We start from the raw sequence: 14,041 nt of genomic DNA, 5'->3' as shown, positions 1-14,041 counted from the left end.
GCAGCCGTTCGGACCGACCCATCTGTCCGGTGCGGTCGGGAGTGGGACACCACCCGGCGCACGGCTGTGACACGCCAGGTCGACGACGATCCGTTGCTCGCGGGGCCGCTGATGAACGCATGCGTGCGGCGGTGCCCCGAGACGAGGGGCGTCGTCGCACGCATGCGCTCCGCATCCTTTGTGGCCGCACCGGATCGACCACGAGTGCCGGGCTAGGCCGCCCGTCCGGCGGTGACCGGGGCCTCGCCGGGCTTGGCCTGGAGCAACTGCCGGCGCTTGTCGTCCTTGACCCAGCGGTTGCGCCTACCGGGCTTGCGCGCCTCGTACGCCAGTTGCTCGACGGTGTGCTTGACCACGAACTCCTTGAGCTTCGCCCCCGGGCGGCCGCCGAGGTAGAGCCTTATCGCGGTGTCGTTCCTGCGGGCGAACTGGAAGATGCCGGCGCGGCGCCCCAGGCTGATGCACTGGCCGGCGAACCCCACGTCGACGGTCGCGGGCCGCGCGCCCGCGATGCGGCTGAGCACCGTCTCGGCGGCCTGCGGACCCAGCTGGATCGCGGACTGGCAGCCCATCCGGAACGGCAGGCCCGACGGTGCCGCCGAATCCCCGGCCGCGACGATGCGCACGTCGTCCACGCTCGTCAACGTCTCGTCGGTGAGCAGGCGGCCCAAGGCGTCGGTGCTCAGCCCGCTGCGCGTGGCCAGGTCCGGCACGCCGAACCCGGCGGTCCAGACGGTCACCTCGCTCGGCACCTCGCGGCCGCCGCCGAGCCGCACGGCGTCGCGCGTCACCGCCGTCACCTTCGTGTCGGGGCCTTCGAGCACGGTCACCCCGAGCCCGGCCAGCCGCCCGGCAACCGAGCGTCGCCCCCGGGGATGCAGGTACGGGCCGAGCACCCCGCCGCAGACCAGGGTCACGGTACGGCCCGCCTCGGCCAGCTCGGCAGCGGTCTCGATGCCGGTGGGACCGGCTCCGACGACCGTCACCGCGGCCGTTGCCGACGCGGCGTCGACGACCGGCCGCAGCCGCTCCGCCTCCTCCAGGGTGGCGATCGGGTACGCGAACTCCGCCGCCCCGGGCACCCGCGGGTCGGCGCTGCCACTGCCCACCGCGTAGATCAGGTAGTCGTAGCCGACCGTGCCGCCCGACGCCAGCGTCACGCCGCGTCCGGCCGCGTCGATCCGTGTCACGGTGTCGACCACCAGCCGGACGCCGTCGGCCAGGACCTTCCGGAAGTCGACGACCGCGTCGTCGGACCCGCCGACCAGTTGGTGCAGGCGGAGCCGCTCGACGAAGGTCGGGCGCGGGTTGATCAGGGTCACGGTCACGTCGTCGCGCTGCGTCAGACGATTGGCCGCCATGACGCCGGCGTATCCGCCGCCGATCACGACCACATCGGTGTTCCCGCTCACGGTGTCTCCTCCGTTTCTTGGGGGTCGACCTCAAGACACCGGAGGACCCCACCGCTGTGACACGGTGTGAGGCAGATCACGATGGAAGGGCTCGGTCACCCGAGCCAAGGGGCTTGGGAGAGCTCTGTCTTCCCGCCCGTCTGCTTCTGATTTCCGGGCAGTGTCCGAACGCCGGCCGCCGGAAAGGGCTTTGCCCCCGGTTCACGGAAGGGGCTCCGCCCCCACTTCGCGGAAGGGTTCCGCCGGGCTCCGCCCCCGGTCCATGGAAAGGGCTCCGCCCCCCTGCACGGAAAGGGCTCCGCCCCCCTGCACGGAAAGGGCTCCGCCCCCCTGCACGGAAAGGGCTCCGCCCCCACCCGGCGGGGTGGGGGGCGGAGCCCTTTCCGTCACTGACGTGCGCGTGCGCGCCCGAGGTCAGCCCAGTCGCTTGATCGTGTCGTAACCGCTCGACCTCAGCGTGGTCGCCGAGCCGAGGCTGGTGGCGCCGCCCTCGTAGAGGAGCAGGGCTCCGGCCGCGTTGGTCGCCCAGATGTCGGGGATGTCGTTGTCGGTGGCGTCGGGCGTGCCGTAGAGCAGGGGGAAGGCGGCGCGGGTGAAGGTGCCGGAGACGTAGGTGTCGTCGCCGTCCAGGCTCCAGGCCGACTGGCCCAGGCTCTTGAGGACCGTGCCCACGCCGTCGCTGTCGAGGATGCCCTTGCGCAGGATGATGTTGCCGGCCGCGGTGCGGTAGGTCATGTCTGCCGCGCCGTCGTCGTTGTAGTCCGCGATGGCCACGAAGTCCCGCTCGGCGTCGGCCCAGGCGGTGGTGGTCATCTGGGTGGCCTCGCTGAACGACCCGCCCGTGTAGCCGCTGAAGACCCACAGCTCGGCGCCGTCGACTCCGGCCGCCGCGAACAGCTCGGGCTGGCCGTCGCCGGTGATGTCGCCGGCCGACTTGATCTCCGAGAAGGTGGAGGGGGCGGGCGCGTTGGCGGGCAGGCGCACCTCGACACGCTTGCTGACGTCGATGGCGCCGTAGCCGTCGCCGGGGTAGATGAACAGGCGGCCGTCGGGGGTGCGTACGACCCAGTCGGTGGCGCCGTCGGCGGGGGCGAAGTCGCCGTTGTGGGTGACCAGGGCGTACGTGCCGGTGCCGTCCCAGATGTGCGGGGCGGTGCCGCCGTCCTTGATCAGGGTGCCCTTGTTGTGGGTGCCGAACGCGCTGGACATCCACTGGCCGTACTGGGACACCGAGTCGATCCAGAGGTTGCCGGCGGCGGTGACGTGCGCGAGGTCGGGGCTGCCGTCGCCGTTCAGGTCGCCGGGGCCGTCCGGGGTCGAACGCGGCTGGACGTAGAAGAAGTACTTACGGGGGTTGGGGGAGATGTTGCCCGCCGAGTCGACGGACTTCACGTACAGGGTGTTGGGGCCGGCGGCGGGCGGCTTGATGCCGGTGATGGTGGCCGTCTTGATGGGTGTGGTGCAGGCCTTGGTGAGGCCGCCCGTGGTGCCCTGCGTTCCGGCGCAGGCCCAGCCGGCGTAGTCGGTGAGGTTGATCGAGTAGACGAACTTCACGATGTCGGCTTCCGTGGAGGAACCGACGGCGAAGGTGAAGCTGCCGGTGTTGCCGAAGGGCTTGAGGGACCAGACGTCGGGCTCGCTGTCCCCGTCGTCGTCACCGGGGAACTCCGTCGAGACGACCGGGGCGGGGGAGTCGGGCAGGTCGGTGTCGTAGGTGAAGCGGCACACGCCGTCACCGCCGGTGGGTGCCCACCCGCTGCTGACCTTGGCGTCCCAGGCGCGCACCCGCCACGAGTACGTGATGCCGTTGGACAGGTAGGACTTGATCGAGATGCCGCCGACCTCGCCGTCGTCCACGGCCTTGGTGAAGGTCCTCGTCGTGGTGTCCTGCTTGCCCGTCTGCCAGAGCTGGAACTCCAGCTTGGCGAGGTCGCTGTCCGGGTCGGTGGCCTTGCCGCTGATGGTGATGGTGTCGGCCTTGCCGATCTTGATGTACGGGGACGCGCTGGTGTCACAGGAGCCGGGGCTCATGGTGACGGACGTCGGGGTGTTCGGCTTCCGGTTGTAGGTGATGCTCAGCGTCGGGGAGCCGCCGCCCTCGGCCTGGAACTTCTTCCAGGAGTAGGTGTCCGTCTCCAGGCTGCTGGAGGACGTCGTCGGCGCGGAGGACGAAGTGGAGGCGACCAGGCCCAGGTTGAAGCTGGTCCAGCCGTTGTCGGCGGCCTCCTGGGCCATCGAGGTGATGGTGAAGTTGACGTAGGCGTCCGGGCAGGAGCTGTTGGACTTCCAGCCGTACGCGAAGGACTTGGAGGTGATCTTCCGCTTCCAGGCGGGCTGCCGGTTCCAGGTGGTCTTGGAGCTGAAGCCGTCCGTGCGCCACAGCTGCACCGTGCGCTTGCTGCACGACCAGGAGTGGGTCTCCAAAACCTTCAGGGTGCTGCTGGAGACGTCCGCGCCCTTGATGGAGTTCTTCAGCTGCATGCGGAAGAACGAGCGGGCGGTGCCCCAGGTCTGCGCCTCGAAGCCGACACGGGCTTCCTTGGTGTCCTCGTTGTAGTTGGCGCCGTCGTAGAAGCTGGAGTTCGGGTACCGCTTGTACACCGTGGTCCAGTTGGCGCGGATGCCGGTCGTGGAGGGGTCGAGGAACAGCGGGTAGGTCAGGCCCTCGGTGTCCGCGAGGTAGGTGCCCGGCGGGGTGATGGTCAGCACGCCGTCCTGGTAGGCGGCGGCGGCCGTGGCCGCGTGGGCGCCCTCGCCGGGGCCGTTCACGGCGGGCAGGGCGAGGGTGTCGGTGGCGGCGGCGGGCACGCCGTAGGCGGCGGGTTCGGCGCCCGGTTCCGTGGTCCGCGGTGCGTCCGGGTCCTCGTTCGGGACCTTGTCGGCGGCGTCGCCGGTGTCCTCGCGCGCGGGCCCCTCCTCCACGATCTCCGGGTCCTCGTTGGTGCCGGTCGCGGCTTCCGGGTCGGTCGCGGCGGTGTCCGCGGCGTGCGTGCCGGCGGAGTCCCACAGGAACGGCGTGGGGGAGACGGCGACCTCGGTGCCCGCGCTGTCCTTGGCCATCAGCACGTCGGTGGCGGGGTCGAGGGTGAAGGAGAGGGTGGGCGAGGTGACGCGGTAGCGCGGCGGCTCGGCGGCGAGCTTGGCGGCGGCCTCGGGCGTGTGCACGACCAGGACGTGGGTGTAGCCGGTGTCACGCGCGGACAGCATCAGGTCCACGCCGGGCAGGACGCCCTCGTACAGGGCGCGGTTGTCCTCGACGACCGGCTCGGGCAGCGTGCCGGGCCAGTCCATCCGGATCTCGTTGCCGTCGGCGGTCATGGTCAGCAGCGGCGTCCAGGAGGGCGCGTCGTCGATCTGCCGCGCCGTGCCGCTCCGGCTGCCGGTGCGGAAGACGGCCGACTGGACGGTGCTGCCGGAGGTGCGTGCCGCCGCCTTGCCGGCCGGGGCGCGGTCGGGGTCACCGGCTGCGAAGGTCACCGGATAGGGGCTGTTGACGGTGCGCCAGCCCTTGCCGCCGCGCTTCAGCGTGGTGTCGATCGGCGCCCATTCTCCCTTGGCGTTCTTCGCGCGCAGGGGGGCGACGGATGACGTGTAGGTGAACGTCCCGTCGGGGTTGGCGTACGTCGTGGAGAACTCGTCGGCCAGCGTGGCGACTTCGACCTGCTTGCCGCTCTTGCGCGCCCGGAGCTGGGCCTCGTCCTCGTCGACCGGTTGCGCGGCGCGCTTGGTCCTGGCGTCGGAGGCGCCCGGGCTGTCGTCCCGCAGCGCGAGCACGGCCGCGCCGCCGGCCAGCACCGCCAGCGCGACGGCGGCCGCGATCGGTCGCCGGACTCGCCATCGTCCGGGGGGACTTGGCTCGGATGTCGTCGCCGGTGCGGTCGCTCCGGCGGCGCTGTCGTGGTCGCTCACGGGCCCTTCTCCAACAGGCTGGGCCGCGGTGCGGCGGTACCGCTTGCGGCATGGCTCTTCCGGGGGTGCCCTCGGGCCTGGTGACAAGCCGTGATGAGCGCGCGACGCGCCGGATTGGGCGGTTGGAGTATGAACAGCTCATCCCGGCCAGATCAACACCCCTCGGACGGTCCACCGTTGGCAACGTCCGCGCAAAGAGTCCCGGAAGACTCCTGGGGTGATTTTTTGCCGCTCTTTGTCTTGAATTGATCAGTGACATAGCTAACACACATTCAGCACACCTTGACGCGGATCTTCACGGTGTCTTTATTTCGTGCTCAGTCTGTAAGTCGTTGATCACCATGTGCCATCGGTCCGAACGTTTCTGATGGTTTGTGACTCGGGAAGGGTCGATTGGCCGTGCGTGCGGTGCTGTCGTGGTCCGGCAGGGGTTCGCTGGCGAGAACGCCGCAAGAGCGCCTGATCCGTCGTAGAACTCGGGTCGGCCTGATAGCCGGCCTCGTCCTTGCCCTCAATGTCACCCTCCTGCCCAGCGCGATGGCGTTCGGCCCCGGCGACCCCCGTACGGCGGTCGACCTCGCCGACCTCCAGGAGACGGACGCCGTACCGGTCGACGCCGACAAGACCGACAATCTCGAAGAGCTCGCCGGCAACGCCGCGACCGAACCGAAGCAGGCGTACACACCGGCGGCGGTCGCCGAGGTGCCCGAGGCCACCGGCATCAAGACCGTCGACAACCTCGCCGCGGGCGGCACGACCGAGGTCGCCCGGTCGGCCGACGGAACCCTGAGCGTCGGCGTCGGAGCGCCGGACGGTGCGACGCCCGCGCAGGTCGACGCCCTCGAAGGCCAGTGGTCCGTCGCCGCCGCATCCGAGGACCAGGCCCTGGCCAACGGCGCCCAGGGCCTGATGCTCGCCGTCGACGCGCCGGACACCGCCACGGGAAACGCGGTCGTCTCCCTCGACGCCACCAAGCTCGCGGAGACCTACAGCGCCCAGTGGCTGGACCGGCTCTCCTTCACCCTCATGCCGTCCTGCTACGCCACCACGCCCGAGCTGGAGGAGTGCTCCACGGGCATCCCGGTGACCACCGACGTCGAGCGCACCGGCGACACCGTCACCGTGCCGCTGGACGCCGGCGACTCCTCGGGCTCCGAGGCGGACCCCGGTGAGGACAGCGCGACCGACGAGGTCACGCAATCCACGGACGCCACCGCGCAGGTCCCGGAGACCCTGGTCAACGTCACCCTGGACACCGCCGCCCTCCAGACGGTCTCCGGCAGCGCCTCCACCTCGACCACCAACCCCGCCGTGAGCACCGGGAACGACTCCACGGTGAGCTCCGCGGTCTGGCGCGGCGGCCGTGCCGCCGACGCCGTGCAGCAGATCGCCGACTCCTCCGGCGGCGGACTGCTCGTCGGCAGTTCCTACGGCGCCGGCTCCGGCGGCGACTTCGGCGCCAGCCCCATCGTCTCTGCGGGTTCCTGGACGGCCGGCGGCTCCTCCGGCGCCTTCACGTACTCGTACACGATGGCCGGACCGCAGGTCCCCGCGGGCCCGGCTCCCAACGTCACCCTCAGCTACAACTCGCAGACCTCGGACGGCCGTACGTCCTCCACCAACAACCAGGTCTCCTGGGTCGGCGAGGGCTGGGACTACAACCCCGGCTCCATCACGCGCACCTTCGTGGGCTGCGCGGCCGACACGGCCAACGCCAACAACAAGGGCCACTTCACCGGCGACCAGTGCTGGGGCTCGTCCAACGCGGTGCTCTCCCTCAACGGGACCACCACCGAGCTGGTGCGCGACGACACCACCAAGGAGTGGAAGGGCGCCCGCGGCGAGAACATGCGGGTCGAGCTGCTGACCGAGGCCGACTACAAGGAGGTCATCGCCAAGGCGCTCGGCAAGCAGGCCGCGGACATCACCTTCAGCTCCAACAACGGTGACGACAACGGCGAGTTCTGGCGCGTCACCACCGACGACGGCACCCAGTACTTCTTCGGTCTCAACCGGCTGCCCGGCTGGTCGTCCGGCAAGGACGAGACCAACTCGGTGCTGAACGTGCCGGTCGCCGGCAACCACGACAGCGACCCCTGCTACCAGGCCAAGTTCGCGGACTCCTTCTGCAACCAGGGCTGGCGCTTCCAGCTCGACTACGTCGTGGACACCACCGGCAACGCGATGACGCTGTGGTGGGAGAAGGAGAAGAACGCCTACGCGCGGAACATGAAGGAAGCCGGCGCGGTCGCCTACGACCGGGGCGGCTACCTGACCCACATCGACTACGGGCAGCGGGCCGGCACCCTCTTCTCCGAAGAGCCCCTCGGCCGGATGAAGTTCACCGCCAAGGAGCGCTGCTTCGACGACCCCGCCCTCAAGGTGGAGTGCTCGAACGCCAACTTCGACTCCAAGCAGTCCGACCGCACCCGGCCCTGGCTCGACACCCCCGCCGACCTCGCCTGCGTGACCGGCAAGAAGTGCACCACGTACGGCCCGACCTTCTGGTCGCGCAAGCGCCTGGCCTCGGTCGACGCGTGCACCCAGCGCGAGCAGGGCGTGCGCCTGACCGAGTACTCCTCCGACGCCGACGGCAACGAGACGGGCCAGCGCAACGCCTGTGGCGTGGACGGCGACTCGGCCACCACGACGCTGCTGTCCAAGGTGGACTCCTGGACCCTGAAGCAGTCCTTCCCCTGGAACCTGACGGGCGAGTACACCGCGCTCTGGCTGGAGTCCATCGCCCGCACCGGCTACGCGGTGGACGGTTCCACCTCCCGCCTCAACCCGGTCTCCTTCGGCCACAACGAGACGGCGCTGCCCAACCGCGTCAAGGAGAGCTCCTCCGACAGGAACCCGCTGTTCGCCCGGCTGCGCATCCAGGACGTCGTCTCCGAGTACGGCGGCCGCACGCACGTCGACTACAAGGCTCCCGAGGGCAAGTGCCTCAGCGGTGCGGACCGCCCGGCCATCGACAAGAACCACTCGCTCTGCTACCCGGCGTACTGGCACGCCGACGGCGAGCTGGAGGACAAGCGCCTCTCCTGGTTCCACAAGTACGTCGTCGACAAGATCACCGAGTTCCCGCGCCTCGCCGACGCGCAGGACATCGTGACGACGTACGAGTACTCCACCGACGGTGACGCCGTCGACGGCGCGCTGTGGGCCAAGAGCCAGTCCGAGTTCTCCCGCCCCAAGAAGCGCACCTGGGACGACTTCCGCGGCTTCCCGACCGTCACCACGACCACCGGCACCACGGACGCCGTGGGCGGCAGCGTCGCCTCCAAGTCGGTCACCCGCTACTTCCGCGGCATGAGCGACGACGTCCTCGCCGACGACACCCCGGGGACGGCGTCCGACGACGTCAAGCGCTCCGTCGTGACGACCGACATCACGGGCGCGACGCTCAAGACCGACCGCAAGGCGTACGCCGGCATGGTCGCCGAGTCGCTGACCTACCCCGACGCCGGCGCCGACACGACCACCGGCTGGATCTCCCGCACCGTCAACATCCCCGACGACCCGGTCCGCCTGGCCACCCGCAACCGCACCGACGGTCCGGACGTCGTCTCCGAGCGCGTCACGCTCGGCAGGACCTCGACCATCACCAAGGCCTCGGGCAAGGGCGCGGACGGCGCGACCCTGCGGACGGTGACCACCGAGACCGACTACGACGCCACGTACGGCCTGCCGACCAAGGTCCGCGAGTACGGCGACGTGGCCGCCACCGGCGACGAGTCGTGCACCGTGACCTCGTACGTACACAACACCTCGGGCACCAACCACCTCGTCGGCCTGGTCGCCCAGACCGTCACCACCACCGGCACCAGCACCTGCTCCACGGACCTGTCCAGCTCGACGGGCTCGACCCTGGTCAGCGCCTCGCGCATGTTCTACGACGGCGCGACCTCGCACACCGCCACGCCCACCAAGGGCCTGGTGACCAGGACGGTCGCGCCGACCGGCGCCGGCACGGGCTGGGAGACGACCAACCCCGAGTCGCGGACGGAGTACGACTCGACCGGCCGCGTCGTCAAGGTCACCGACCCCACGGGCGTGGTCAACCTGACCAAGTACACGCCGGACAGCGGCCAGGTCTACCGGATCGACACGGTCACCGGCAGCAAGGTCGTCGACGGCGCGGAGACCGGCTTCACCCAGATCACCACCCTGGAGCCCGGCCGCGGCACCACCATCAGGTCGACCGACGCCAACAACCGCTCCACGACGTACGAGTACGACCCGCTCGGCCGCGCCGTCGCCGCCTGGGACCCGACCCAGCCGACCACGGACGACCCGACCGTCAAGTACACCTACAACACGGACCCGGGCAAGCCGGTGTCCGTGGTCGCGGAGTCCCTGTCGGAGAACCCGAGCGCCGCCGCCGGCGACGGCGCGTACGAGAGCTCCACCACGATCTACGACGGCCTGGGCCGCGAACGGCAGAGCCAGACCCCGGCGGTCGACGGCGGCCGCCTGATCACCGACACCCTGCACAACGCCGCCGGTCAGGTGCGCTACACCCGCAACGCCTACTACATGGAGGGCGACCCGGACACCGAGCTGGTCGTCCCCGCCTCCGAGTCGCTGGTCCCCAACGCCACCTCGTACACGTACGACGGCCTGGGCCGCGTGCTCACGGTCACGCCGGTGCACAGCTCCTTCGCGCAGACGGGTCAGACGTACTACAAGAGCGACGGGACGGTGGCGCACACCAGCACCGACCGCCGCACCCGCTACGAGTACGGCCTCGACTACACGGTCATCCGCCAGCCGAAGGGCACGCCCGCCTCCCGGGTGTGGACGGACGCGCTGGGCCGCACCGTGCGCCAGGACACCTTCAGCGACACCTCGCTGACCGAGGCCGGCGCGATCAGCACGACCTACGCGTACGACCTCCGCGGCGACATGGTGACCAGCACCGACGACGTCGGCCACACCCGCACCTGGAAGTACGACGCGCTGGGCCGGGTCACCGACACCACCGACCCGGACACCGGCGCCACGCACACCGACTACGACGCGTACGGCCGAGTGGACAAGTCGACCGACGCCCGTGGCCAGACCGTCTCGTACACCTATGAGCGCCTGAACCGCGTCGAGCAGGTCAAGGTCACCCCGAAGGGCTCCACCACCGCCACCCTCGCCCAGTCGTACGTGTACGACGCCGCGACCGGCGGCAAGGGCCAGCTCTCCTCGGCGACCCGCTACACCGACGGCAAGGCGTACACCACCTCCGTCGCCGGTTACACGGCCGACTACCAGCCCACGGCGATGACCACGGCCCTGCCCCCGGGCTCCACCGCGGGCCTGACCGCCGAAGGCTTCGCCACCCAGTACACCTACACGTACGACTACAACAGCGACGGCCAGCTGGAGAAGTACACCGCCCCGGCGGCCGGCGGCCTCAGCGCCGAGGCCGTGATCACCCGGTACAACAAGGCCGGCCTGCCGACCTCGGTCTCCGGCCAGGACTGGTACACGTCCGAGGTCTCCTACTCGCCCTACGGCCAGGTGCTCCGCTCCACCGTCGGTGAGCAGGGCCGCCGCCTGTGGCAGGAGAGCACCTTCAACGAGTCGACCGGTGAGCTGCTCACCAGCAGGCTCGTCCGGGAGGACGCGACCGACAAGACGCTCGTCCCCGACAACTATGTGAGCACCCGCTCCTACGCGTACGACCCGTCGGGCAACGTCACGTCCATCAAGGACAAGACGGGCGCGGCCACCGACCAGCAGTGCTTCAAGTACGACACGCTGGGCCAGCTGAAGGAGGCGTGGACGACGCCGGGCGGCGGCGCCTGCGTCGCCACGGGCAAGACCACCGCGGAGCCGGTCTACTCCGACCGCACGGTCAACGTGTCCTCCGGCAACTCCGGCTACTGGCAGTCGTACGAGTACGACGTCCTCGGCAACCGCACCAAGAAGACGGCGTACAAGGCCGACCCGACCTTCGACGCGACGACCGGGGCGCGCGTCACCAAGGGCGACGTCGTCACCGACTACAAGTACGGCACCAGCGACACGGCGAAGAACGACCAGCCGCACACGCTGACCTCGTCCACCACGACCACGACCACCACGCCGGCGACGGGGTCGGACCTGACGGTCACGACGCGCTCGACGCAGACCTACGACAGCGGGGGCCGGCTGGAGACCCGCTCCACCGGCGGTGACACGGCCCAGACCCTGACCTGGACGTGGGACGGCAAGGTCGAGTCCGTGACCGGCTTCGGCGCGGACGGCTCCGGGGCCTGGGTGGGCACCGGTGACCTGTGCCTGGACCTCGCCGGTTCCAGCACCACCGCCGGCACCGCCATCCAGATCTACGTCTGCAACGGCAGCAAGGCGCAGAACTTCCGGCTCCAGGCCACCGACACCAACAACGACGGCACGGTCGAGGACGCCACCATCGGTCAGCTGGTCGTCGGCGGACAGTGCGTCCAGCCGAGCAGCGTCGCCGCCGGTTCGGCCGTCCAGATCAAGGCCTGCGACAAGACCGTGGCGGCGCAGCGCTGGCAGACCCTGAGCACCGGCCAGATCAAGGTCGCCTCGACGGAACTGTGCCTGTCGGCCCCGGCGTCGACGGTCGGCACGGACCTCACCCTCGCGGCCTGCAACTCGACCGTGGCCACCCAGCTGTGGAAGCCCGCCTCGAAGACGAGTTACGTCTACGACGCCATGGGCAACCGCCTGCTGGAGCGCACCAGCGCGGGCGCGGTGCTGAACCTGCCCGACACGAAGGTGTCCCTGACCACCGCGGGCAGGGTCCGCTACGCCGAGCGCTCCTACGAGGGCGTCGGCGGCCCGACGGTGATCCGCTACCGCGAGAACAGCAACACCACGGCCGGCGTCAGCGAGCACCTGTTCGCCCAGTCGACCGACCTCAACGGCACCCCGCTGGCGGAGGTCCGCCTCGACAGTGGCATGGCCGTGCGCGTCGCGAAGAAGGACCCGTGGGGCGAGGACCGCGCCGCGAACCTCTCTCCGCGCTCACACACCGGTTTCCACACGGGTGACGACGACGCCGAGACGGGTCTGACCCACCTGGGCGCCCGCGAGTACGACCCCGGAACCGGCCGCTTCATATCGGCGGACCCGGTCCTCGACCAGAGCGACCCTCTGCAGGCGAACGGCTACTCGTACGCCAACAACAACCCCGTGACGCACGCGGACCCGAGCGGTCTGACGTCCTCGGCCTCCAGCTTCGACGCCTCGATCGCGGCGCTGGACAAGAAGATCGCCGAGTACCAGAAGACCCTGAACCGCTCCATCGGCGACGTGATCCTCGCGACCGGCTGGGCCGTGTTCAAGGAGTTCATCGGCTGGAACGACGTCGTCGGCTGCTTCTCCCAGGGCGACCTGTGGGCCTGCGGCAGCCTCCTGATGGACGCCATCCCGTGGACCGCCGTCTTCTCCAAGGGCAAGAGGATGTGGGGCGCCTTCAAGGCGACCCTGGGCGCGGTGAAGGCGTTCCGCGCGGCGAAGCGGGCGGCCGAGGCCGGCATCAAGGCCGCGAAGGCGGCCAAGGCGGCGCTGATCAAGGCCAAGAAGGCCGCGGAGGCGGCTGCCGCTGAGGCCAAACGCAAGGCACGCGCGGCGGCCAAGGCGGCGGCCGAGGCGGCCAAGAAGAAGGCCCACACCGGCTCCAAGGGCGCCAGAGGCAACCCGGTCCAGGTCAAGGCCCGCACCCAGGCCCAGACCAAGGGCACGAAGGGCGGCGGCAAGGCCGAGAACAAGTCCGGCGGCTCGCGGAACGGGTCCGGCAAGGAGGACTCGGGCGGAGACGGTGGGTCCGGCGGTGATGGTGGTGGAGAAGGAGCCACCTGTAACAGCTTCACGCCGGAAACCAAGGTCCTGATGGCCGACGGCACCGCCAAGCAGATCAAGGACGTCAAGGCCGGTGACAAGGTCCTGGCGACCGACCCGGAGACGGGCGAGACCGCGGCGGAGACGGTCACTGCCGAGATTCTGGGCAAGGGCGTCAAGCATCTGGTCAAGGTCACCATCGACACCGACGGCAAGAAGGGCTCGAAGACCGCCGAGGTCACTGCGACGGACAAGCACCCCTTCTGGGTCCCGGAACTCGGCGACTGGATCGACGCAACCGACCTCAAGTCGGGCGAATGGCTGCGCACCAGCGCCGGCACGCTCGTGCAGATCACGGCGGTCAAGCGTTGGACGGCGCTGGATGCGACGGTGCACAACCTCACCGTCAGCATGCTGCACACGTACTACGTGCTGGCGGGGGCCACTCCGGTCCTGGTACACAACGTCAACAGCTGTCAGGTTGATTACGGATCGACAGATCTGAGCATGATGGCAATTGACGCCCGAAAGGCGAATGGCTGGACGAGAAGTGCGCGCAATGTCTCCGTCTGGGAATACAAGGACGGCAACGGAGATTTGCAGACGGTCGTGACAAGAAGTGGGCCGAAGCATGCCGAGAGGAAGGCCTGGGATCAGCTTCAGGCGCTGGGCGTGGATGCTGGCTCCGTCACGCGCGTGTACACAGAGCTTGAGCCCTGCACCTACGGATACTGCACTGTCTTCTTGAATCAGTTCACGAACGCCTCGGTGACGCACAGCTTTGAATATGGCGCCACCTCTGCGTCGCGACGATCAGGAATCAATGCGCTCAAACGGGGGCTGACGAAAATCAGGAGAGGGGTCTTCGACTGACTCCGCATCCTTCCTGAGTGAGGCGAAGCCGGACCGACGAG

3 protein-coding genes are annotated in these 14,041 nt (G+C 69.7%); 1 reads left to right on the top strand and 2 read right to left on the bottom strand.

The window, feature by feature from the left end:
* Positions 1–212: 212 nt before the first annotated feature.
* Both ACF1A1_RS34900 and ACF1A1_RS34895 read right to left on the bottom strand, forming a co-directional pair.
* Positions 213–1,412, bottom strand: coding sequence for an NAD(P)/FAD-dependent oxidoreductase (locus ACF1A1_RS34900; RefSeq protein ID WP_392005491.1), 1,200 nt, complete (start codon positions 1,410–1,412; stop codon positions 213–215).
* Positions 1,413–1,826: 414 nt separating this feature from the next.
* Positions 1,827–5,321: a DNRLRE domain-containing protein gene (locus ACF1A1_RS34895; protein ID WP_392005489.1), complete on the bottom strand. Its 3,495-nt coding sequence runs from the start codon at positions 5,319–5,321 to the stop codon at positions 1,827–1,829.
* 399 nt (positions 5,322–5,720) lie between these two features.
* On the opposite strand from ACF1A1_RS34895, the gene ACF1A1_RS34890 reads away from it, so the two are divergent.
* Positions 5,721–14,000: a ricin-type beta-trefoil lectin domain protein gene (locus tag ACF1A1_RS34890; protein WP_392005584.1), complete on the top strand. Its 8,280-nt coding sequence runs from the start codon at positions 5,721–5,723 to the stop codon at positions 13,998–14,000.
* The last annotated feature ends 41 nt before the right edge of the window (positions 14,001–14,041 follow it).

Origin of the sequence: Streptomyces sp. NPDC014995 (assembly GCF_043080745.1) — a bacterium.
Classification (GTDB): Bacteria; Actinomycetota; Actinomycetes; order Streptomycetales; family Streptomycetaceae; genus Streptomyces.
The sequence above is the reverse complement of the archived record's forward strand: the minus strand, read 5'-3'. Positions and strand labels throughout refer to the sequence as shown.